The organism is Micromonospora sp. WMMD1102, assembly GCF_029626265.1.
Classification (GTDB): domain Bacteria; phylum Actinomycetota; class Actinomycetes; order Mycobacteriales; family Micromonosporaceae; genus Plantactinospora.
In genome coordinates this window covers 8,631,449-8,652,710 of sequence record NZ_JARUBN010000001.1, presented here as the reverse complement: position 1 = coordinate 8,652,710, position 21,262 = coordinate 8,631,449, and the positions used below count along the sequence as shown (strand labels likewise).

Below are 21,262 nucleotides of genomic sequence, written 5' to 3'. Positions count from 1 at the left end.
CCCTCAGGTCGTCGGAAGGGGACTATTTCCGCCAAAGAGTGCGATCATCCTCGTCTGCGTGCAGCACTAGCGGGGCGGGCGGGGCGGGTGGGGCGGGTGGGGCGGGTGGGGCGGGTGGGGCGGGTGGGGCGGGTGGGGCGGGTGGGGTGCTGGGGTGGGCAGCGGGACGGGGGCGGGCGACGGCGACCAGGAGCAGCCCGGCGGCGGCGTACCCGGCGAGGACCAGCAGCGGCGTGCCGCCGCCGGCACCGTCGAAGAACGCGGTGGACCGGAGCAGGGTGCCGCCGGCGCCCATCGGCAGCCACTGGCCGAACTGGCCCCAGGGCTGGGGCAGCAGCTCGGGTGCTGCCGCGACCGCCGAGAGCGGGTTTCCGACCAGGAAGACCAGTACCGCACCGAGCCCGACGCCGGGCCGGCCGAGCAGCGCCCCGAGCCCGCTGACGGTCGCCGCGATCGCCAGGCCGACCAGCCCGAGGACGGCGCCGACGGCCAGCGGGTCGCCGGGGAGCAGACCGAGCCAGCCCTGCAGCACCAGCGGCCCGGCGACGCCGACCAGCAGCCCGAAGCCGACCAGCCCGGCCAGCCTGGCGAGCAGGCTTCCGACCAGCAGGTAGAGCAGTGCGCCGGCCACCAGGGCGGTCAGCGCGATCGGGAAGAACCCGCCCGCGAGACCGGCGCCCCGGGGATCGTCCGGGTCGGCCGGTACGACGTCGACCACCGGGACGGGGCGGCCGGCCGAGAGTTCCCCGGCAGCCTGGCCGAGCAGGGCCGCGACGGTCGGGCTGGCCGCGCTCGCGGTGTGCAGGGTCGGGCCGTCCGGGCCGAGCACGAAGGCGGCGTACGCCTCGCGGTCGCGCAGCGCCCGGTCCGCCGCCGCGCCGTCGGGCAGCCGGGTCACCTCGAAAGCGCCCGGCGCGGCGCTGTCCAGTCTGGCGACGAGCTGCTCGGCGGCCGGCGCCGGCCCGGCGACCACCACCGGCAGGTCACGCGGCGCGAGGTTGGCGGCCGGAGCGGCGAAGAGGGGTACGAGCAGCGCCTGCAACAGCACCACCGCCACCACCAGCAGTACGGCGACCGGCAGCGGCCGACGCGTCGGGACGGGCTGGAGCGGCCCGGCAGGGGCCGATTGACGAGTCATCTCCGGGACTCCTCCTAAAACGAATGCTCGTTCTCTTAAAATCCAGGGTCCTCCCCGCCGTCGGCCGAGTCAAGAAACGAGCGCTCGTTTTACAATGTGTGTCGTGCCACGCGTATCCGACGAACACCTGGCGGCCCGACGGCAGCAGATCCTCGACGCCGCCCGGCGCTGCTTCCTGCGCAACGGCTTCCACGCCACCTCGATGCAGGACGTGATCAGCGAGGCCGGCCTCTCGGTGGGAGCCGTCTACCGCTACTTCGGCAGCAAGCAGGAGCTGATCACCTCGATCGCCGAGTCGGTGCTGGTGGGCGCGGAGGAACTCTTCACCGACCTGGCCGCGACCGAGCCGCCGCTGCCCCTGGTGGAGGCGTTGGACCGGGCGCTCCGGTTCGTCGACTCCCAGTGCGGGCCGGACGGAGTCTTCCCGCTCGCCATCCAGGTCTGGTCCGAGTCGCTCCGCGATCCCGCGCTGGCCGAGTTCGTCGCCCGGATCTACGCCAACTTCCGGGCCCGGTTCACCACCCTGGTCCGCCGGGCGCAGCAGGCCGGCGAACTGCCCGCCGACGCCGACGCCGACGCGACCGGAGCCGCCCTGTTCAGCCTGGTTCCGGGCTTCGCCCTGCAACGGATCCTCGCCGACGGTCCGGACCCGAAGACCTATCTGGAGGGCGTACGCGCCCTGCTCGCCAGCCAGGGCGTGCGACGGTAGACAACCGCCACGGCGTGCGACAGTGGACAGCTGTAGGCCCGCTGACCGGCAGGGCGCCGAGGTCAGGGCGTACTGGATCTTCCACGGTCCCGGTGGTCGGGCTACCATCGCCCCATCTGCGGGGTTGACGACCCGGCCCCGGCGCGGAGCCCCGGCCACGCCGTGACCGGCCGGCAGGGCGGACGGGAGTCACGCTGTGGTGTTGGCCAGGAGCGCGGCCGGTGGCGGTCGCCGACCGGCGATCGTGTTTCTCGTGCTGGTGGAGGCGGCGGCGGTGCTGCTCGCCCTCGGCATCGCCGGGATCGCCGGCAGCGGGGACGGCCGACCGGCACCCCGGGCCGAGGCGCCGGCCGGTCCGACTCCGACACCCACACCCTCGGTGCTGCCCACCTCGGCGATCGGCACCGCCCCGGTGATCCAGCCCGGCCGGCCGGGCGAGTCGGCCCAGGTGCTCCGGCCGGACCAGCTCACCCCGCCGCCCGGCGCGCGGCACAACGCGGCCGACATCCGCTTCGTCAGCATGATGGTGCCGCACCACGAGCAGGCCCTGGAGATGGCCGGACTGGTCCCGGAGCGGGCCGGCAGCACCGGCGTGATCGCGGTCGCCGACCGGATCAGGTCCGCCCAGCAGCCCGAGGTCGAGGTGCTGCGCGGCTGGCTGCGCGACCGTGGCCTCGACTCGCTGCTCGGCGGGACCGGGCACGAGCATCCCACCATGCACGGCATGCAGAGCCCGGAGGCGATCGCCACGCTCACCGCGACCACCGGGACCGACTTCGACCGGATGTTCGTCGAGATGATGAGCGCGCACCACCAGGGCGCCATCGCGATGGCCCAGGAGGTACTCGCGAACGGCCTCGACCAGCAGGTCCGGGAACTGGCCCGGAACATCGCCTTCGAGCAGTCCGTCGAGGTCAACCGGATGCGCGAGGTACTCGACCCGGGATCGAAGTGAGCTGCCGTCAGCCCAGTCGCCACACCTGGAAGGTCGGTCCGTCGCCGGGCAGGGTCAGCCCGCCGTCCGGGTCCGGGCGGAGCGCGGGCGCCCCGCCGTGCAGGTTCGCCGCCTCCGACCCGGCTTCGGCGAACCCGGCCAGCCGGACCGGTTCGCCGGACGCGCGCCGGGCCAGCACCAGCACCGACTCCGTCGGCGACTCGCGCAGGAAGACCAGGCTGTCCGCGTCGGCGTACGCCCAGCGCAGGCCGCCGTGCCGCAGCGCCGGCACCGACCGGCGCAGCCCGACCAGGGCGCGGTACCGCTCGAAGGTCTCCCCGTCCCAGCTCTCCGGCCGCCGCCACGGCATCGGGGTACGCGAGTCCTCGCCGTTGCGCCCGGTCAGCCCCAGCTCGTCGCCCGCGAAGATCATCGGTGTTCCGGGCAGCGTGCAGAGCAGCCCGACCGCGACCTCCTGCCGGGCGGCGTCGCCGACCACGGTGCGGATCCGGGCCGAGTCGTGCGACCCGAGCAGCAGCCACGAGTGGGTGAGCGCCCGCCACGAGACGAGCGCGCCGAAGGCCCGCATGGTGGCCAGCACCTCCGGCCCGGCCCGTCCGGGCACCCCGCCCGGCACGCCGAGGAAGTCCGGCAGGTCCAGCGCGTCGTGCCGCAGCCAGCTCCACACCGGACGGCAGAACCCGGCGTAGTTCATGGTGCCCTGCCAGCCGTCGGCGTCCAGGTCGCCGGTGAAGTCGTGCCCGTGCTCGGCCACCACGAGCGCGTCCGGTCGGGTCGCGGTGACCGCCGCCCGCAGCGCCGCCGCCACCTCGTGGGTGTACGCGTCCCGGCCGCGCCGGCCGGTCATGTTCGCCACGTCCACCCGCCAGCCGTCCAGCCCGTACGGCGGGCGCAGCCAGCGGGCCAGCACCGGGTCCGGGCCGGTCAGGAAGCGCCGCCGCAGTTCCGGGCTGCCCCAGTTCAGCTTCGGCAGCGACTTCACGCCGAGCCAGGACTCGTAGTCGCCGCTGGCGTCGAAGTAGTACAGGTCGCGTTCCGGGGAGTCGACGTCGGAGATCGCGTCGACGAACCACCGGTGGCTGTCCCCGGTGTGGTTGCTGGTGATGTCCCCGAGCAGCCGCCAGCCCCGGTCGTGCACGGCGGCGGCGAGCCGGGCCAGCGCGGCGTCGCCGCCGAGCAGCGGGTCGACGGCGTCGAAGGTGGCGGCGTCGTACCGGTGGTTGGAGCGGGCCGGGAAGATCGGGGTCAGGTAGACGGTGTTCACCCCGAGCCGGTCGAGGTGGTCCAGCCGCTCGGCCACCCCGTCCAGGTCGCCGCCGTAGAACTGGTACGGCGTCTCCGGCCCCCGGCCGACCACCGGGGTCCGGTCCCAGTCGCACGGGATCGCCCAGTCCGGCACCTGCCGGGCGTCGGCGGCGGCGGACCGGGCGAACCGGTCGGGAAAGATCTGGTAGACCACCGCGTCCCGCGCCCAGGCCGGCGGCGGGTCGTACGCCACCAGCCGGAAGTCGGTGTTGTCGGGTACGTCGTGGCCGAAGTCGCCGAGCGCGTTGACCCAGCGCTGCCGCCCGTCCGCCCCGACCACCAGGAACCGGTAGTTGGTGACCGGGTTGCGCACCTCGACCTCGGCCCGCCACCAGACCTCGCCGCCGGCGCGCCGGTCCACCCTCGCCGGGGTGAACCGCGGTTCGCCGTCCGGGGTGCCGCGCAGGTAGACCCGGCTGGCCGGGGACGACTCCGGCACCCGCAGGAAGACCGCGACGGTGTCGCCGAGCGCCGGGGCCTGCTCCGGGACGTGCAGCGCCGAGCCGTCGTGGTGCGGTCGGGGCCGGCCGCCCACGGTGGGCGCGGTCATCCCTTGGTCCCGCCGCCGGTCAGCCCGGAGACCAGGTGCCGCTGTGCGTAGAGGAAGACCAGCCCGGCCGGGATGGTGACGAGTACCGCCGCCGAGGTGAGGTACTCCCACTGCGGGTTGAACTGCGGCACGAACTGCCGGAGCCCGTACGCCAGGGTGAAGTTGCGGTCCTCCTGGATGAACGCGGAGGCGTACGCGACCTCGCCCCAGGCGGTGAGGAAGGCGTAGAAGCCGGTGACGGCCAGCGCCGGCCGGGCCAGCGGCAGCACCACCCGCCAGAAGGTGCCGAACGGGCCGCAGCCGTCGAGTGCCGCCGCCTCGTCCAGCGCGGTCGGGATGGAGTCGAAGTAGCCCTTGAGCATCCAGGCGCAGAACGGCACCGCGATGGTCAGGTTGGCGATGATCAGCGAACTGGGGGTGTTGATCAGACCGAACCGGGCCATGATCATGTAGATCGGCACGATCAGGATGGCGACCGGGAACATCTGGGTGACCAGGAAGACCGTCATCAGTGGTCGCCGGCCGGGGAAGTTGAACCGGGAGACCGCGTACCCGGTGGTGGCGGCGAAGAAGATCCCGAAGAGCATGGTGAAGGCGGCGACGAGTACGGAGTTGCCGAACCAGCGCAGGAACCGGGTTTCGGTCAGCACGTACGCGTAGTTCGCCAGCGTCGGGTCCTTGACCAGGGTCAGCTCGCTGCTCTGCACCGCGTACCCGGGTTTGAAGGAGGAGAGCAGCACCCAGACGATCGGGCCGACCGCGATCAGCGCGGCGACGATCAGCGTGGCGTGCAGCCCCACCGACCGCAGCGGGCTCCGGCCGGTACGCACGGATCGGTTCATCGTCACCACACCTCACCCTGTTTGCGCATCGCCCGCCGGTAGAAGACCGAGAAGACGAGCAGGATCGACAGGATCAGCACGCCGTACGTCGAGGCGAGCGAGTAGTTCCGGATCCCCTCGAAGGCGGCCAGGTAGGCGCCGGTGACCAGGATGTCGGTCTGGCCGGCCGGCTGCCCCTCGGTCACCAGGAAGATGATCGGGAACATGTTGAAGGTCCAGATGGTGCCGAGCAGCAGCACGGTCATGCTGACCGGGCGCAGGCCGGGCAGGGTGATGTGGACGAACCGCTGCCACGGGCTGGCGCCGTCGATCTCGGCCGCCTCGTAGAGTTCGCCGGGGATGGTCTGCATCCCGCCGAGCAGGGCGACCATCATGAACGGCACCCCGAGCCAGATGTTCGTGACGATCGCGGTGAACAGCGAGGTCCACCGGTTGGCGAACCAGTCGACCGGGTCGATCCCGACGGCGGTCAGCAGCGAGTTGGCCAGTCCGAACCGCTCGTTGAAGATGAACTTCCAGGCGAACGCGCTGACGAAGGCCGGCACCGCCCAGGGCAGCACCAGCAGCACCCGGTAGAGCCCGCGCAGCCGCATCGGCCGGTTCAGCATGGTCGCCAGGCCCAGCCCGAGCCCGAAGTGGAAGACCACGCAGACCGAGGTCCAGATCAGCGTGACCCCGGTCCACTGCCAGAACTCGCCGACCTCACCGGTGAGCACCCGGGCGTAGTTGTCCAGCCCGACGAACTCCCATCGGTTCGGGTTCTCCGTGCAGATCTCGCCGCCGGTGAGCGACTTCCGGCAGATCTCGGCCAGCTGGTTCGCCTCGGTCAGGTTGGTGAGCGAGAGCCAGATGCCGCGGGCCAGCGGATAGAAGACCAGTACCGCGAGTACCAGCACGACGGGCAGCACCATCGCCCAGGCGTACCAGTGCTTGTCCCAGCTTCGGCGCAGCCGGGACGGGCCGGCGGGCCGGTCTCCGGGCGGCGCGGGCGCCGGCGCCGGGCCGGCGGTCAGGATGCTCATCAGCAGCGCTCCAGGAGGGGAGCCCGGCGGAGCCGGCCAGGGCCGGCCGGTCCCGCCGGGTACCGGACGGGTACGCCGGCCGGAGCCGGCACCGCAGGTCGGGTCACCTTCCGTACGACGGCACGACCTCGGCCTTGTACTTCCGGGCGACCTCGTCCAGGGCCGCCTTCGGGTCCTTGTTCTGCACCAGCACCTGGGTGGCGAGCTGGTCGAGCGGGCCGAACAGCTGGCCGCCCTCGGGGATCCACGGCCGCTCCATCGCCGACTCGACCACCGGCCGGAACGCCGTGACGACCGGGTTGTTCCGCACCGCGTCGAGTTCGTACGCCGACTTGCGGGTCGGCAGCAGCCCGAGCCGCTCGGCGAGGAAGCCCTGCGACTCCGTGGAGTTCATGAACCTGATGAACGCGACCGCCGCCTCGACCTTCTCCTGCGGCATGCCGGACCAGATCACGTAGCTGTGCCCGCCCATCGGCGCGGACGACCTGATCGAGCCGGCCGGAACCGGGGCGATACCGAGGTTCTCCAGGCCGCCGAAGGTCGGCGCGCTCCTGATGTTGTTGACCTCCCACGGGCCGTTCAGGATCATCGCGACCTTCTTCTCCTTGAAGAGGGTCATCATCGTCCCGTACGCGTCGTTGGCGGCCGGCTTCGGCGCCGCACCGCTGGCGATCAGGTCCTTGGCGATGTCCAGCGCGACGATGTTCCGCGAGGAGTCGACCATGATCTTCTTGGCCCTGGCGTCGACCAGGTCGCCGCCCTCGCCGTACATGAAGGGCAGCAGGAAGTAGCCGGCCGGGTTGAGGTAGATGCCGTCGGCTCCGGTCTTCCGCTCGACCGCCAGCGCCGCGGTCCTCAGGTCGGCCCAGGTCTTCGGCGCGGCGGTGATGCCGGCCTCCTTGAGCAGCTCCTTGTTGTAGAGCAGCGCGAGCGAGTCGGTCACCTGCGGCACGCTGTACGTCTTGGCCTCGTACTTACCCGCGTACTGCAGCGTCTCGAGGTAGTCGGCCTGGTCGCTGGTGAGGTCGGAGTCGTCCAGCACGTAGAGGTGGCCGAGCGAGGCGAACTCCGGCACCCAGGCCACCTCGGCCCGCAGGATGTCCGGGGCGCCGGTCTTGGCCTGGGCGGCGGTCTTGAACTTGTTCTGGGCCTCGCCGAAGGGCACCGACTGATAGTTGATCTTCACGTTCGGGTACACCTGGTTGAACTTCGCGATGAGCTGCTGGAACGCCGGTCCCTCGTTCTTCGGGTCCGAGGTGTCCCACCAGGTGAGTTCCGCCTTCAGGGCTGCGGGATCGGTCGTCCGCCCCGACTCGCCCGCGCTGTCGTCGTCGCCGCAGGCGGCGAGCGTCAGGGCAAGGGTCGTGCAGGCGAGCACGGCCATCCCTCTGGCTGTCCGACGCATGGAGCACTCCTAGTCTGCCGGCCGGTGTCGGCGGGACAGTAGCAAGGAGTTGCCGGTTTCGAAACCCCTTGCAAACGTCCTTGCAACAACTGTCGCCCATCCGTTCCCCCGACGAGATGTTTTGTCCTTTTTGGAAGTCCTCCTCGTCTGGACCCGTCGACCCGTGATCGCGCGTGATTCGGAAGCCGCCGGCACCTGTCTCCGGGTCGAGCCCGGCGTCGACCCACGTGGGGGAGGCTCTGCAAGTCCTTGCCGTGGACTACGCAAGAAACTACTCGTGGGCTACAGTTCCGCCATGCGTGCACGACTGGCCGACATCGCCCAGCAGGCCGAGGTGAGTGAGGCCACGGTGTCGCGGGTGCTCAACGACCGCCCCGGGGTGGCGCCGGAGACCCGGCAGGCCGTACTCACCGCCCTCGACGTTCTCGGCTACGAACGGCCGGCCCGGCTGCGCAAGCGCAGCGCCGGACTGGTCGGTCTGGTGGTGCCGGAGCTGGAGAACCCGATCTTCCCGGCCTTCGCCCAGGTCGTCGAGTCGGGGCTGGCACAGGCCGGCTACACCTCGGTGCTCTGCACCCAGACGCCGGGCGGGGTCACCGAGGACGAGTACGTCGAGATGCTGCTCGACCGGCAGGTCTCCGGGATCGTCTTCGTCTCCGGCCTGCACGCCGACACCGCCGCCGACCCGGGCCGCTACCGTACGCTCATCGCCCGGCCGATGCCGATCGTGCTGGTCAACGGCTACCAGCCCAACCTGCCGGCGCCCTTCGTCTCCTGCGACGACCGGGAGGCCGGCGAACTGGCCGTCGCCCACCTGGTCGCGCTCGGGCACCGCCGGATCGGCCTGATCACCGGGCCGGACCGGTTCGTGCCGGTGCAGCGCAAGGTGGCCGGCTTCAAGGCGGCCATGAAGCGGCTGGTCGGGCCGACCGACGCCGAGCTGGCCGAGCTGGCCGAGCTGTCGCTGTTCGGTGTGGAGGGTGGCGAGGTGGCCGCCGCCCGGCTGCTCGACCGGGGCGTGACCGGGCTGGTCTGCGGCTCCGACCTGATGGCGCTCGGCGCGATCCGGGCGGCCCGGCAGCGCGGCCTGTCGGTGCCGGCCGACCTCTCCGTGGTCGGCTACGACGACTCGCCGCTGATGGCGTTCACCGATCCGCCGCTGACCACGATGCGGCAGCCGGTCACCGCGATGGCGGTGGCGGCGGTACGCGCCCTGGTCGACGAGATCCACGGGCACGCCGCGCCGCACTCGGAGTACATCTTCCGGCCCGAGCTGGTGGTGCGCGGCTCGACCGCGGTCGCACCGGGACTGCTCGGCAAGCCGGCGCGGCAGCCCCGCCCCTCGGCCGACCTGCCGCTGCCGGTCTGACCCCGGGCCCTGAGCCCTGCTTCGGCGCCCCGGCTCGGGCGACCGGCGACAGGCAACGCCGAGACCTCTTTGCGCAAGGAATGCTTGACTCTTGCAGAGCCGGCCCCGGCATCCTGCCCTGACCCGCCCGGCGCCTCGCGCGCCCGACGAACGGACTTCCCGCATGAGCGTCTCCCCCGCATCCGGCCGACCCGAGACCTGGTGGAAGGCCGCGGTGGTCTACCAGGTGTACGTCCGCAGCTTCGCCGACGGCGACGGCGACGGCACCGGTGACCTGGCCGGGGTACGGGACCGGCTGCCCTACCTGCGCGACCTCGGGGTGGACGCGCTCTGGCTGACCCCGTTCTACCGCTCGCCGATGGTGGACGGCGGCTACGACGTCGCCGACTACCGGGACGTCGACCCGACCTTCGGCACCCTCGCCGACTTCGACGCCATGATCGGCGACGCGCACGCGCTGGGACTGCGGATCATCGTCGACATCGTGCCGAACCACACCTCGGACACCCACCCGTGGTTCGTCACCGCCCTGGCCGGCCCGCCGGGTTCGGCCGGGCGGGACCGCTACCTGTTCCGGGACGGCCGGGGCACGGACGGCGAGCTCCCGCCGAACGACTGGGAGTCGATCTTCGGTGGCCCGGCCTGGACCCGGGTCCCGGACGGCCAGTGGTACCTGCACCTCTTCGACCCGGCCCAGCCCGACCTGAACTGGCGACACCCCGAGGTACGCGCCGAGTTCGAGGACGTACTCCGGTTCTGGCTCGACCGTGGGGTCGACGGCTTCCGGATCGACGTGGCACACGGAATGATCAAGGCGGACGGGCTGCCGGACGTCGGCGACAGCGTTCCGGCCGGCCAGCGCCAGGTCGAACTGCTCGGCCGGGCCCGGCTGCCCTACTTCGACCAGGACGAGGTGCACGACATCTACCGGGCCTGGCGGCCGATCCTGGACAGCTATCCGGGCGGCCGGATGGCGGTCGCCGAGGCGTGGGCCGAGACCCCGCAGCGGCTGGCCCGCTACGTCGGGCCGGACGAGCTGCACCAGGCGTTCAACTTCGACTTCCTCGACGCGAGCTGGTCTGCCGACTCGTTCCGCAAGGTGGTCGACACCGCGCTCGCCGAGTCGGCGATCGTCGGCGCCCCGACCACCTGGGTACTCTCCAACCACGACAAGCAACGGCACGTCACCCGGTACGGCGACGGCGCGCTAGGGCTGCGCCGGGCCCGCGCGGCCGCCCTGCTGATGCTGGCCCTGCCGGGCAGCGTCTACCTCTACCAGGGCGAGGAACTCGGCCTGCCGGAGGTGCTCGACCTGCCCGACGAGCTGCGCCAGGACCCCGCCTTCCGGCGCACCGGCGAGAGCCGGGACGGCTGCCGGGTGCCGCTGCCGTGGAGCGGCGACGTTCCGCCGTACGGCTTCGGTCCGGCCGGCGGCGCTCCGGCCTGGCTGCCGGCCCCGCCCACCTGGCGGGCCCTCTCGGTCGCCGCCCAGACCGGCAACCCGGACTCGACCCTGGAGCTGTACCGGACGGCCCTGCGGCTGCGCCGCGTGCACGCCCCGGCCGGCGCGGCGACCGACCCTGGCCGGGTCACCTGGCTGGAGAGCGAGCCAGGAGTCATCGCCTTCAGCCGCCCGGCCACGGCCGCCCCGCTGCACGGCGGCAGCCCGGCAGCGAGCGGGCCTGACGAGGACACCGTTGCCGGGGGCGGCGTTGCCGGGGGCAGTGCGGCGGAGCTGGTCTGTGTGGTCAACTTCGGCAGCGCGCCGGTGGATGCCGGCGGCTACGGGACGCCGATCCTGCGCAGTCAGCCGTCGGAGGCGACCGGCGGCCCGGCGGAACTGCCGACCGACACGGCGGGGTGGTTCATCCGCCCGGCAACCGGGTAACCCCATCAGCGACCCGGTCGTCCGCCGCGCTCCGCGCCGACGGGCGGCTGGGCCGCAGACCCCTTTGTGGTGGAGGGGATGGTGGTGCCGGTGTCCCGGGAGTGCACTCCCGGGACACCGGCGTAACTCCCTACGCCCGCCCCGCCGAGCCCCCAGGATGGCCACTCTGCACGGGAAAGAGTGGCCACAGCCGGGCACGAAAGGACTCTTTCCCGGAAGTAGTGCGACCATCCGCACCGGGTCAGGGGGTGGTGGGGGTGGTGAGCAGGGCGGCGATCCGGGCGATGCCGGCGCGCACCTCGGTGGGGTCCGGCGGGTGGCGGGGTTCGGCCGTGCCCTCGCCGATCACCTCTTCCTCGCCGAGGTCCTCGAAGTCGCCGTAGATGCTGGTGTCGTCCAGGTCCGCCGCCTCGTCCTCGGCCTCGACCGCGAGCTGCGCGGCGGCGATCTCGGCCCGGATCTCATCGGCGGAGACCCGGGGCAGCAGCGGCTCGACCACCGCCATCAGCTCCTCGTCGGCGACCACCGACTCGGCCAGGGCCAGCGCGTGGGGCCGCTCGTACGGGCCGCAGACCACCGGCTCCCACTCCTCGGAGTCGTCGAGCGGGCCGAAGGTGATGATCCAGGGCAGGGTGCGGATCGGCGAGTCGTCCGGCAGTTCCAACGTCACTAGTGCGCCCACGCGAATCATCATCGCGGCGATCGACGTACCGTTAGTGGCTTTTGCCCGAATCGTAGTGCTGGTCCCTTTCGGCTGCCCCGATCACGTTCGGCCACCACCCGGGTCCCGGTGGCCGCGATCCCCCCGCCCGACCGGGCCGGGCCCCCCGGGTTCCGGCCCGGGTTCCGGCTCGGTCGAGGGGGGCTCGGGGCGGGCCGGGTCGGGCACCCGGGGCGCCCTGGTCAGGTCCAGGACCCGCCCCTGGTGGCTGGTCGCCGCCAGCGCCGCACCGAAGAGCAGCAGCTGGTTGAGCAGATAGAGATAGATCAACAGGCCGACCGCGCCGGCCACCACCGTGTACGCCGGATTCCGCTCCCAGCGCACCACGTAGAACCGGCCGAGCGAGTTCAGCAGCGTCACGCCCAGCGCGACCAGCGACACCGCCGGCAGCCAGCGCCGGAAACTCATCCGCAGCCGGGGTACGGCGAGCAGCAGTGCCGAGGCCAGCAGCATGTTGATCAGGAAGCCCAGAATCCAGCTGCTGATCGTGAGCACGATCGAACGGGCGCCGAGCAGCCAGCCCAGCAGCGACTCCAGCGCGTCCACGGCCCCGATCGACAGCCCGAGCAACACGAAGATCGCCAGCAGTACGGCCAGGTCGACGAGCTGGCGCAGCACGAAATAGCCGGGGTGCTGGGCCAGCCCGTGGATCAGCCGCTGCGAGGAGCGGATCGACTCGACCCAGCCGATCCCGGTCACCGCCAGCAGGATCAGCCCGATGATCCCGGGCCGGTTGCTGCTCTGCCGGATCTGCTCGGGGTCGACGAACGGCAGGTTCCGCTGGAGGAATCCGACGATCACCTCGCCGCTCTCCGCGCTGTCGCCGAGCAGCGCGGCCAGCACGGCGTACGCCACCAGGCCGAGGGCGAAGACCGCGAAGAAGCCGTAGTAGGCGATCGCCGCCGCCAGCCGGCCGCCGAGCACGTCGGTGTAGCGGCCCACGGCCCGGGCGAGGTGGTCGAACCACGGCGCCTGTCGACGGTACGCCGTCAGTCGCACGTCGATACGCAGCAGAACCCGCTCGAACGCGTTCACGCCGTCATCCTTGCCCATCACCACTCGGTCCGGGGCCTGACATCGATCCGCCACACCGCAACGGCACGTCCCGGGAAAGCCCCGGCGACGGCGTGAGCGACAACGGGAGGCGAGACCGCCGACGAAAGCGGAGGTGGCAGCGCCGGTGGGCGGTGGGCTGCTCCGCGTCCCGCTGCGGCGGGGGGCCGGTTCAGCCGCCGAGCGGGTAGTCGCGGCGGGGCTGCCAGCGGGCGTCCCCGTTGTGCGAGAAGAGGGTGAAGCTCTCCACCGTGAAGCGGGCGGAGAAGTCGGCCAGGTCCTCGTACACCTTGTCCAGCGCCTCCGGTGCGACGTCCTGGGCGACCGTGACGTGCGGGTGGTACGGGAAGCGGCTCTCCCGGCGCAGCTCGGGCGCCCGCCCGATCGCGGCGGCCAGCAGCTCGCACTCGCTGATCCCGGCCGCCACCACGACGAAGACAACCTCGGTGATCGGCCGGAAGGTGCCGGTACCCCGCAGGTGCACCGGATACGGCCGGTGTGCGCTGGCCACCTCGGCCAGGTGCCGCTCCACCGCCGGCAGGCTGGCCAGGGGAATCTCGGTCGGCCCGAGCAGGGTCAGATGCGCCGGCACGTACGTGGCCTGCGGGTCACCGGCCTCCGCCCGGCGGCGGGTGAGAAACTCGCACCACGGCTCCGGAACGTCCACGGCGATCCCGACCCGGGTCGTCGGGACCGCGGGATTCTGCGACCCGTCCGTGACAATCACCCTCCGCTCCACTTCACCGCCGGCCGGCAGCGCGCCGGGCCGGCGACCACCTGCACCGGTCCGCACCGGTCCGGTGCACCCGTCCGGTACGCCGTAGCTGTTCGATACGCCGCACCGGTCCGGTGTGCCGGACCGCTGCGGGACTCAGCCGTTGCGGACGCCCGGCAGGAAACCCACCCGCTCGTACGCCTCGCGCAGCGTGGTCGAGGCGACCGACCGGGCCTTCTCGGCGCCGATCGCGAGCAGCTTGTCGAGCTGCGCCGGATCGTCGAGGTAGCCCTGGGTACGCTGCTGGATCGGCCGGACGAACTCCGCCACCACCTCGGCCAGGTCCTTCTTGAGGTCCCCGTAGCCCTTGCCCGCGTACGCCTCGACCAGCTCGTCGACGCCGCGCCCGGTCAGCGCGGCGTAGATGACAAGCAGGTTGGAGACCCCCGGCTTCCGCTCCGGGTCGAAGAGGATGTCCCGGCCGGTGTCGGTGACCGCCGACCTGATCTTCTTGGCGGATTTCGCCGGGTCGTCCAGCAGCATGATGATCCCGGCCGGCGACGAGGACGACTTCGACATCTTGGCCGTCGGGTCCTGAAGGTCGGTGATCTTCGCGGTGTCCCGCACGATGTACGGCGCCGGCACGGTGAACGTCCGGCCGAACCGGGTGTTGAAGCGCTGCGCCAGGTCGCGGGTCAGCTCCAGGTGCTGCCGCTGGTCCTCGCCGACCGGCACCGCGTCGGCCTGGTAGAGCAGGATGTCGGCGGCCTGCAGGATCGGATAGGTGAAGAGCCCGACGCTGGACCGGTCGGCGCCCTGCTTCACCGACTTGTCCTTGAACTGGGTCATCCGGCTCGCCTCGCCGAACCCGGTGATGCAGCTCAGCACCCAGGCGAGCTGGGCGTGCTCCGGCACCTGGGACTGGACGAAGAGCGTCGTCCGCTCCGGGTCCAGACCGACCGCGAAGAGCTGCGCCGCCGCGACCCGGGTGGAGTGCCGCAACGCGACCGGGTCGTGCCCGGCGGTGATCGCGTGCAGGTCGACCACGCTGTAGAACGTGTCGTGGGTCTCCTGCATCGCCACCCAGTTCCGCACCGCACCGAGATAGTTGCCCACGTGGAACGAGTCGGCGGTCGGCTGGATCCCGGAGAGCACCCGGGGCCGGGCGGCAGCGTCGGACATGCCGGCAATTCTGACAGCAACCGTGGGAGCGTGTCCCGACGCCCCCGTGCCATTCTGCGACCGGCGTGCCGGGCCGGTCGGGACGGTCCGGCGGGAAATCGCGGGAACCGGCCTGACCGGTGCGGACTCGTACCCTGAAACCGGAGTTGGTCGGCGGCTCCGCCGCACCGGTGTGCGGCGTGCCCGTCCGGCCGGGAGGGACAGCGCTTGGTGGGGCAGCGGGGCGGACGCGCATCCGGCGGCGGGCGGGACGCGGTGGACGAGGCGATGGGCGAGCTGTACCACGCCTGCTACCGGCGACTCGTCGCGCAGGTGTACGCGTTCACCACCGACCTGATCGAGGCGCAGGACGTGGTGCAGGAGGCGTTCGCCCGGGCGATCGCCCGGCCGCAGGGGCTGGCCGGTATCGACAACCCGGAGGCGTGGCTGCGTACGGTCGCGGTCAACGTGGTACGCCGACGCTGGCGGCGACGCCAACTGCTGAACACCATCCTGCTGCGGGACCGTCCGGTGAGTCGCCTGGTCGAGGCCGCTCCCGGCCCCGAGCGGACCGACCTGCGTCAGGCCCTGGCCGGCCTGCCGGTCAGCTATCGGGAGGTGATCGTGCTGCACTACTTCGCCGACCTGCCGGTCGAGGAGATCGCCACCGTGCTTGGGGTGCCGACCGGCACGGTGAAGTCCCGGCTGTCCCGGGGGCGTACGGCGCTCGCCGCACGACTCGGCGACTACCAGGGCACCGGCGAGCCTGCCCCGACACCCGGTCCGGGCGACCGGACCTTCCCGGCGGCGGTGCGACCTGAGGTGAGAAATGCCTGACCGAGACACACCTGACCGGGAGACGCCCGACCGGGAGATAACTGTCCGCGACCTGCCGGGCCGGGAGGTGCCGGGCCGGGGGCGGTTCGGATCGGAGCTCGACGTGCGGCTGGCTCGCAGCCGGACGGCGCTGCTGGACAGCATCGAACAGCCGCCACTGGCCCGGATCCGGGACCGTGCGGCGACCCGGCGCCGCCGCCGGCACACGGCTGGGGTGGCCGGGGGTGCCGCCCTGCTCAGCCTGGCGGCGGCGGCCACCATGGCGCTCCAGCCGTGGGCGCCGGACGGCACCGCTCCGGTTCCGCCGCCGGTGGCCGAGGCGCCGCCCGGCGGGCCGGTCTACAGCGGCGCCGGCATCACCGTCAACGGGCTCGACACGTCCCCGGTCACGCACGTGCCGGGGACCATCGCCGACGTCGAGTTCGTCGATCCCGACCACGGCTACCTGCTGGCCCGCTGCGGACCCGCCGAGCCCTGCCCGGCGAACCTGGCCCGTACCTCGGACGGCGGCGCGAGTTGGGAGCACAGCGAACTGCCCGCCGGCAGCACCGGGCGGCAGGACCTGGAGCTTGCCGCGTTCCCCGGCGGCCGGCTGCTGGTCAGCCACGCCGACGGGGCGTACGCCTCGGCGGACGAGGGACGGAGCTGGCGGGAGGTCGGCAGCGGGACCGGGACGGGCCGGGTCACGGCGGTCCGGGGCGACCTGCTCCGGGCCGGGCCGGGCGGCGGGCGGTGCGACCTCGACGTGCAGGTGTGGCAGCCGGAGTCGCCCCGGGCGGGTGTTCCGGCGACCCGGCCCCAGCTCGACGTCTGCTGGGTGGCGCCGGCGGCCGGGGCCGACGGGGCCTGGTGGGTCGGCGGCTTCCGGAACGGTCACGCCGCCGTGGCGATGACCCGGGACCGGGGCGCACACTGGCGCACCGTGGACCTGCCCGGCAGCACCCCGCCGGGCGGTACGGTCGAGGTCGCCAGCCTGGGCAGCCAGGCGTACGCGGCGGTGCTCGGCGCCGACCGGAGGCTGCTGGCCCTGCACCATTCCGCCGACGGCGGACGGACGTTCACCCGGAGCCTGGCGGGGTCCGCCGGCTCGGGGCTGCCGGACGGGCTCTCCGGTGCGCTGGTGCCACTGCTCGACGGCCGGCTGTTGGTGCCCGGCACCGACCGGCAGCTCTACCTGAGCGTCGACGACGGGGTGACCTTCCAGCGGGCCGGTGGAAACCTGCCGCCGCTCGCCCGGCTGGAGCGGACCGTCGCCGGCTATGTCGGCTACGACCTGTTCGGTTCGGGCTGGGCGGCGTACTCGGCCGACGGCGCGACCTGGCGCAAGCTCCAGATCATCTGAGCGACCCCTGCTGCTGTTGCGGCAGCCGGGCCGCCGAGACGCCGAGCCGGGCCACTCGGCGGCCCTCGACCGCCAGCACCCGCAGCAGCCAGCCCTCCGCACCGGAGCCGCCGTCCGGGGCGTCGCCGGTGCGGGGCCCGCCCGCCGACCGGCCGTTACCGCCGCTGCCGGAAGCACCGGTCTGCCCGCCGACCGGCACCGGCACCTCGTCACCGCAGACCGGCAGCCGGCCGAGCGAGGCCATCACGAATCCGCCGACCGTCTCGTACGGGCCGGGGGGCAGGGCGAAGCCGACCCGTTCGGCGAAGTCGGCGAGGTTGAGCCGGCCGTCCACCTCGGCCGGGCCGCCGGTCGGCACCGGGTCGGGGGCGTTGTCGTACTCGTCGTGGATCTCGCCGACCAGTTCCTCGATCAGGTCCTCCAGGGTGACGATCCCGGCCGTGCCGCCGTACTCGTCGATCACGACCGCGAGGTGGTGCCGCTCCCGGCGCATTTCGGTGAGCGCCGCCAGCACCCGCTTGCTGCCCGGGATCTTCTTCACCTCCCGGGTCAGGTCCCCGATCGTGGTGCAGTCGTCCTCGTCCGGCCGGAGCAGTACGTCGCGCAGGTGCACGAAGCCGACCACGTCGTCGGAGGTGCCGTCGACCACCGGGTACCGGGTGTGTGTCTCGACCCGGACGAGTTGGGCCGCCTCGGCCAGCGGCAGTCCGGCGGCCAGGAAGACCACCTCGGTACGGGGCATCATCACCTCCCGGACCAGGCTGGCGCCGGCCACGAGTACCTCGTCGATGATCCGCCGTTCGACCGGGTCGAGCCGGGTGTTGGCGGCGACCAGGTCCCGCAGTTCCGCCTCGCTGATCTGCTCCCGGCCGGCTGTCGGGCTCGCCCCGAGCAGGGCGGTGACCAGTCGGGTCGAGCCGTCCGCCGCCCGTACGATGATCCGGGCCAGGGCCCGCGCGAGTGGACCCGGTTGCCGCCGTGGGCGCCCCGGCGATCGGCGCCGGGGCCCGGTACTGCCGCCGTCCCGCATGCCAAGGATGGTAGACACCTGAGGTGCCCGGTGTGGGCATCTGTCGAAGCAAGCAGAAAGGGCACAGGCGTGAAACTGCTCGTCACCGGAGGTGCCGGTTACGTCGGCAGCGTCGTGACCAGGCTGCTGCTCGACGCCGGACACGAGGTGGTGGTCCTGGACGACCTGCGTACCGGGCACGCCGAGGCGCTGGCCCCGGACGCCACCTTCGTCCGGGCCGACGTCGCCGAGGCCGCCCGGGTGCTCACCCCCGGCTCCGGCTTCGACGGCGTACTGCACTTCGCCGCGCTGATCGCGGCCGGCGAGTCGATGGTCAAGCCCGAGTTGTACTGGCAGGTCAACACCGTCGGCTCGCTGGCGTTGCTGGACGCCGCCCGGCTGGCCGGAGTGCCGAGGTTCGTCTTCTCCTCCACCGCCGCCGTCTACGGCAACCCGACCGAGACGCCGATCGAGGAGACCAGCACCCCGCTGCCGACCAGCACGTACGGCGCCACCAAGCTCGCCGTCGACCTGGCGCTGACCTCGATGGCCACCGCGCACGGGCTGGCGGCGGTGTCGCTGCGCTACTTCAACGTCGCCGGTGCCTACCGGCGGGCCGGGGTGGCGCTCGGCGAGCGGCACGAGCCGGAGACACACCTGATCCCGATCGCCCTCCAGGTCGCCGCCGGCCGCCGGGACAAGCTGCAACTATTCGGCGACGACTACCCGACCGAGGACGGCACCTGCGTCCGGGACTACATCCACGTCGAGGACCTGGCCCGGGCCCACCTGCTCGCCCTGACGGCCGCCCAGCCCGGCGCGCACCGGGTCTTCAACCTCGGCAACGGCTGCGGCTTCTCCAACCGGCAGGTGGTGGCGGCGGTCCGGGAGGTGACCGGGCATCCGGTACCGGTCGAGACGGCGCCGCGCCGTGCCGGTGACCCGGCCTCGCTCGTCGCCTCCGCCGAGCGGGCCCGGACCGACCTCGGCTGGATTCCGGCGAAGCCGGCCCTGCCGGAGATCGTCGCCGACGCCTGGGCGTTCTACCAGGAGCAGATCCTGCCGGCGACAGGCGGGGCCGGCGAGCAGGCGACAGGCGGGGGTGCGTCGTGACCGGCGGCTCCGACACCACGCACCGGCCGGCCGCCAAGGACCACCCGGACCAGCCCGTCGGGCCGGTCGACGAACGCGCCACCGCCGCCTTCACAAGCGAGTACGCCGACCGCCCCGCCGGTGTCTGGGCGGCGCCCGGCCGGGTGAACCTGATCGGCGAGCACACCGACTACAACGACGGCTTCGTGCTGCCGTTCGCGTTGCCGCAGCGCACCGTGGTCGCGGCCGCACCGGAGCGGGGGCGACGCTGGACGGTCTGGTCCGAACAGGCCGGTGCACGGATCTCGTTCGGCCGGGCCGACGCCGCCGAACCGGGTCGGGTGGGCGGCTGGGCGGCGTACGTCGCCGGAGTCGTCTGGGCACTGCGCGAGGCCGGGCACGACGTACCGGTGGCCCGGCTGGCGATCGCCTCCGACGTACCGCTCGGGGCCGGGCTCTCCTCCTCGGCGGCGCTGGAGTCGGCCGTCCTCACCGCGCTGGCCGACCTCGGCGAACTGAACCTGCCACTCGCCGACCGGCCGGCGCTGGCGCAGCGGGCCGAGAACCACTACGCCGGGATGCCCTGCGGGATCATGGACCAGTCGGCGTCGCTGCGCTGTCAGCCGGGCCACGCGCTCTTCCTGGACTGCCGGAGCCTCGCCGTCGAGCAGGTGCCGTTCGACCTCGACGCCGCCGGTCTGGCCGTCCTGGTGATCGACTCGAACGCGCCGCACCGGCACGTCGGCGGCGAGTACGCCGCCCGCCGTGCCGCCTGCGAGTCCGCCGCCGCCGCGCTCGGGGTTCCGGCGCTGCGGGACGTGACCGTCGACCGGCTCGACACCGCGCTGGCCCGGCTCGACGACGAGACGGTACGCCGCCGGGTCCGGCACGTGGTGACCGAGAACCAGCGGGTACTGGAGACCGTCGAACTGCTCCGCGCCGGCCGGCTCGCCGAGATCGGGCCGCTACTGACCGCCTCACACGCCTCGATGCGGGACGATTTCGAGATCACCGTCCCGGAGGTGGACACCGCGGTCGAGGCTGCGCTGGCCGCCGGGGCGTACGGGGCCCGGATGACCGGGGGCGGGTTCGGCGGCTGTGTACTCGCCCTGGTCGACGCGGCAGCCGCCGAGTCGGTGGCCTCGGCGGTGACCGACGCGTACGCCGAACGCGGTTTCCGCGCCCCGACCCCCTTCACCGTGACCCCCGGCGCAGGAGCCCGGCGGCTGCGCTGACCGCGCCCCGAAGAGCTCGGCGAGCAGCTCGACGGTAGTTCGACGGATAGCGGGCGCACCGTCACGGCGCCGGAAGGCGGCCTGTCTCCGCAGAGACTGTCGAGCTGCCCCGCCTGCGTTTCCGGCGCCCCTGCCACCGCACGTGGAGCACGGTATAGACCGTCACCTGGACACCAGAGGCGTTATGCGGCATCGATAACGCCTCTGGTGTCCAGGTGACCGATTCTGTTGGCCCCACCCGCCACGGTCGGACAGCCCGACGGCGCCGAGTGTGCGCCTTCGCCGGTCGGCATGGGCGCCCTGGCGGTCGTAGCCTTGGGCCATGGGCCGTACCGCGACCAAACTGATCGCCGCGGCGGCGGGCGCACTGGTGGGCGCCGCGGTCGCCAAGGAACTGGAGAAGCCGCCGGAGCAACGCACCTGGCACGGCGACGTCGTCGGCGTACCCTACGACTTCCGCCCGCCCACTGCGGAGAAGCTGCGGCGGTCGATGTGGAACCCCGACGACTCGCGACTGCTGGCGCCGCACGCCTTCGGCATGGGCTGGAGCGTCAACTTCGCCGTCGTCACCGCCCTGGCCACGCAGGCGCGTCAGGAGGTCGACACGGCCGACGACCGTCGCCGACAGTGATCTGACAGCGATCTCGCCGCACCGCAGATCTCGCCGCACCGCCGTTGCCGTCACCCGGCGAAGGCGAGGCCCTGCTCCGCGAGCGCGGCGTCCAGGATGCGGATCGCCTTCGGTCCGACTCCGTGCAGGGCCAGCAGATCCCGGCGGCTGTGCGTGGCCACCTGCGCGAGCGTCGTGATGCCTGCGTCGAGCAGGGCGCTGTTGGCCGGTCGACCGATCGGCGGCAGGTCACCGATCTGGGCGGGCACGTCGCGGGTGGTCATATGGTCACGTTAGCCCGACC

Annotated in this window: 20 protein-coding genes; 9 read left to right on the top strand and 11 right to left on the bottom strand. The window is 72.7% G+C overall.

The window, feature by feature from the left end; all coding sequences use genetic code 11:
• Positions 1 to 22: 22 nt before the first annotated feature.
• A complete protein-coding gene (locus O7626_RS39380; protein ID WP_278065987.1) occupies positions 23 to 1,138 on the bottom strand; it encodes a hypothetical protein in 1,116 nt (371 codons plus the stop codon).
• Between the two features lie 103 nt (positions 1,139 to 1,241).
• Between O7626_RS39380 and O7626_RS39375 the strand changes: the two genes are divergently transcribed.
• Both O7626_RS39375 and O7626_RS39370 read left to right on the top strand, forming a co-directional pair.
• On the top strand, positions 1,242 to 1,847 hold the full coding sequence (locus O7626_RS39375; RefSeq protein WP_278065986.1) for a TetR/AcrR family transcriptional regulator: 606 nt from the start codon (positions 1,242 to 1,244) through the stop codon (positions 1,845 to 1,847).
• 202 nt (positions 1,848 to 2,049) lie between these two features.
• Positions 2,050 to 2,802, top strand: a complete 753-nt coding sequence (locus O7626_RS39370; RefSeq protein WP_278065985.1) for a DUF305 domain-containing protein — start codon at positions 2,050 to 2,052, stop codon at positions 2,800 to 2,802.
• Positions 2,803 to 2,809: 7 nt separating this feature from the next.
• Here O7626_RS39370 and O7626_RS39365 read toward each other — a convergent pair whose 3' ends face one another.
• From O7626_RS39365 to O7626_RS39350, 4 genes are all read right to left on the bottom strand, one after another.
• The gene (locus O7626_RS39365; RefSeq protein WP_278065984.1) at positions 2,810 to 4,657 is read right to left on the bottom strand and encodes a glycoside hydrolase family 13 protein; all 1,848 of its coding nucleotides are present in this window, start codon (positions 4,655 to 4,657) and stop codon (positions 2,810 to 2,812) included.
• Entirely contained in the window at positions 4,654 to 5,499 is an 846-nt protein-coding gene (locus tag O7626_RS39360; RefSeq protein WP_347404843.1) for a sugar ABC transporter permease, read from the bottom strand. The genes O7626_RS39365 and O7626_RS39360 overlap by 4 nt, the downstream gene beginning before the upstream one ends.
• A gap of 2 nt (positions 5,500 to 5,501) precedes the next feature.
• A complete protein-coding gene (locus tag O7626_RS39355; protein ID WP_278065983.1) occupies positions 5,502 to 6,521 on the bottom strand; it encodes a sugar ABC transporter permease in 1,020 nt (339 codons plus the stop codon).
• 103 nt (positions 6,522 to 6,624) lie between these two features.
• Positions 6,625 to 7,926: an extracellular solute-binding protein gene (locus O7626_RS39350; protein ID WP_278065982.1), complete on the bottom strand. Its 1,302-nt coding sequence runs from the start codon at positions 7,924 to 7,926 to the stop codon at positions 6,625 to 6,627.
• Between the two features lie 295 nt (positions 7,927 to 8,221).
• Between O7626_RS39350 and O7626_RS39345 the strand changes: the two genes are divergently transcribed.
• Both O7626_RS39345 and O7626_RS39340 read left to right on the top strand, forming a co-directional pair.
• Positions 8,222 to 9,295, top strand: coding sequence for a LacI family DNA-binding transcriptional regulator (locus tag O7626_RS39345; RefSeq protein ID WP_278065981.1), 1,074 nt, complete (start codon positions 8,222 to 8,224; stop codon positions 9,293 to 9,295).
• Positions 9,296 to 9,458: 163 nt separating this feature from the next.
• Positions 9,459 to 11,183 carry a glycoside hydrolase family 13 protein gene (locus O7626_RS39340; RefSeq protein ID WP_347404842.1) on the top strand — a complete coding sequence of 575 codons (1,725 nt, stop codon included), beginning with the start codon at positions 9,459 to 9,461 and terminating at the stop codon, positions 11,181 to 11,183.
• A gap of 241 nt (positions 11,184 to 11,424) precedes the next feature.
• Here O7626_RS39340 and O7626_RS39335 read toward each other — a convergent pair whose 3' ends face one another.
• The 4 genes from O7626_RS39335 to trpS form a co-directional block, all read right to left on the bottom strand.
• The gene (locus O7626_RS39335; protein ID WP_278065980.1) at positions 11,425 to 11,865 is read right to left on the bottom strand and encodes a hypothetical protein; all 441 of its coding nucleotides are present in this window, start codon (positions 11,863 to 11,865) and stop codon (positions 11,425 to 11,427) included.
• Between the two features lie 81 nt (positions 11,866 to 11,946).
• The gene (locus tag O7626_RS39330; protein ID WP_278065979.1) at positions 11,947 to 12,939 is read right to left on the bottom strand and encodes a YihY/virulence factor BrkB family protein; all 993 of its coding nucleotides are present in this window, start codon (positions 12,937 to 12,939) and stop codon (positions 11,947 to 11,949) included.
• 190 nt (positions 12,940 to 13,129) lie between these two features.
• Positions 13,130 to 13,684, bottom strand: a complete 555-nt coding sequence (locus O7626_RS39325; protein ID WP_278065978.1) for a 2'-5' RNA ligase family protein — start codon at positions 13,682 to 13,684, stop codon at positions 13,130 to 13,132.
• A 144-nt stretch (positions 13,685 to 13,828) separates the two neighbouring features.
• Positions 13,829 to 14,854 (bottom strand): tryptophan--tRNA ligase, encoded by a 1,026-nt coding sequence (trpS, locus tag O7626_RS39320; RefSeq protein WP_278065977.1) that lies wholly within the window; start codon positions 14,852 to 14,854, stop codon positions 13,829 to 13,831.
• 210 nt (positions 14,855 to 15,064) lie between these two features.
• Here trpS and O7626_RS39315 point away from each other — a divergent pair, with 210 nt between their 5' ends.
• Positions 15,065 to 15,670 carry an RNA polymerase sigma factor gene (locus O7626_RS39315; RefSeq protein WP_278065976.1) on the top strand — a complete coding sequence of 202 codons (606 nt, stop codon included), beginning with the start codon at positions 15,065 to 15,067 and terminating at the stop codon, positions 15,668 to 15,670.
• On the top strand, positions 15,663 to 17,012 hold the full coding sequence (locus O7626_RS39310) for a hypothetical protein (RefSeq protein WP_278065975.1): 1,350 nt from the start codon (positions 15,663 to 15,665) through the stop codon (positions 17,010 to 17,012). Before O7626_RS39315 ends, O7626_RS39310 begins: the two co-directional genes overlap by 8 nt.
• Here O7626_RS39310 and O7626_RS39305 read toward each other — a convergent pair.
• Positions 17,005 to 18,042, bottom strand: coding sequence for a hemolysin family protein (locus tag O7626_RS39305; protein ID WP_278065974.1), 1,038 nt, complete (start codon positions 18,040 to 18,042; stop codon positions 17,005 to 17,007). The two genes, O7626_RS39310 and O7626_RS39305, sit on opposite strands and share 8 nt — an antisense overlap.
• Before the next feature lie 69 nt (positions 18,043 to 18,111).
• Here O7626_RS39305 and galE point away from each other — a divergent pair, with 69 nt between their 5' ends.
• The 3 genes from galE (at position 18,112) to O7626_RS39290 (ending at position 20,979) form a co-directional block, all read left to right on the top strand.
• A complete protein-coding gene (galE, locus tag O7626_RS39300) occupies positions 18,112 to 19,134 on the top strand; it encodes a UDP-glucose 4-epimerase GalE (RefSeq protein ID WP_278065973.1) in 1,023 nt (340 codons plus the stop codon).
• Complete coding sequence (galK, locus tag O7626_RS39295; RefSeq protein WP_278065972.1) at positions 19,131 to 20,348, top strand: galactokinase; 1,218 nt, start codon at positions 19,131 to 19,133, stop codon at positions 20,346 to 20,348. The genes galE and galK overlap by 4 nt, the downstream gene beginning before the upstream one ends.
• A 322-nt stretch (positions 20,349 to 20,670) precedes the next feature.
• On the top strand, positions 20,671 to 20,979 hold the full coding sequence (locus O7626_RS39290) for a DUF5808 domain-containing protein (RefSeq protein WP_278065971.1): 309 nt from the start codon (positions 20,671 to 20,673) through the stop codon (positions 20,977 to 20,979).
• A 50-nt stretch (positions 20,980 to 21,029) separates the two neighbouring features.
• On the opposite strand, the gene O7626_RS39285 is transcribed toward O7626_RS39290, so the two are convergent.
• Complete coding sequence (locus tag O7626_RS39285; protein ID WP_278065970.1) at positions 21,030 to 21,242, bottom strand: DNA-binding protein; 213 nt, start codon at positions 21,240 to 21,242, stop codon at positions 21,030 to 21,032.
• Positions 21,243 to 21,262 lie beyond the last annotated feature (20 nt).

Coding starts and splice junctions, on each gene's coding strand:
- O7626_RS39380 (WP_278065987.1), bottom strand. CDS start 1,138: ATGACTCGTCAATCGGCCCCTGCCGGGCCGCTCCAGCCCGTCCCGACG.
- O7626_RS39365 (WP_278065984.1), bottom strand. CDS start 4,657: ATGACCGCGCCCACCGTGGGCGGCCGGCCCCGACCGCACCACGACGGC.
- O7626_RS39360 (WP_347404843.1), bottom strand. CDS start 5,499: ATGAACCGATCCGTGCGTACCGGCCGGAGCCCGCTGCGGTCGGTGGGG.
- O7626_RS39355 (WP_278065983.1), bottom strand. CDS start 6,521: ATGAGCATCCTGACCGCCGGCCCGGCGCCGGCGCCCGCGCCGCCCGGA.
- O7626_RS39350 (WP_278065982.1), bottom strand. CDS start 7,926: ATGCGTCGGACAGCCAGAGGGATGGCCGTGCTCGCCTGCACGACCCTT.
- O7626_RS39345 (WP_278065981.1), top strand. CDS start 8,222: ATGCGTGCACGACTGGCCGACATCGCCCAGCAGGCCGAGGTGAGTGAG.
- O7626_RS39340 (WP_347404842.1), top strand. CDS start 9,459: ATGAGCGTCTCCCCCGCATCCGGCCGACCCGAGACCTGGTGGAAGGCC.
- trpS (WP_278065977.1), bottom strand. CDS start 14,854: ATGTCCGACGCTGCCGCCCGGCCCCGGGTGCTCTCCGGGATCCAGCCG.
- O7626_RS39310 (WP_278065975.1), top strand. CDS start 15,663: ATGCCTGACCGAGACACACCTGACCGGGAGACGCCCGACCGGGAGATA.
- O7626_RS39305 (WP_278065974.1), bottom strand. CDS start 18,042: ATGCGGGACGGCGGCAGTACCGGGCCCCGGCGCCGATCGCCGGGGCGC.
- O7626_RS39290 (WP_278065971.1), top strand. CDS start 20,671: ATGGGCCGTACCGCGACCAAACTGATCGCCGCGGCGGCGGGCGCACTG.
- O7626_RS39285 (WP_278065970.1), bottom strand. CDS start 21,242: ATGACCACCCGCGACGTGCCCGCCCAGATCGGTGACCTGCCGCCGATC.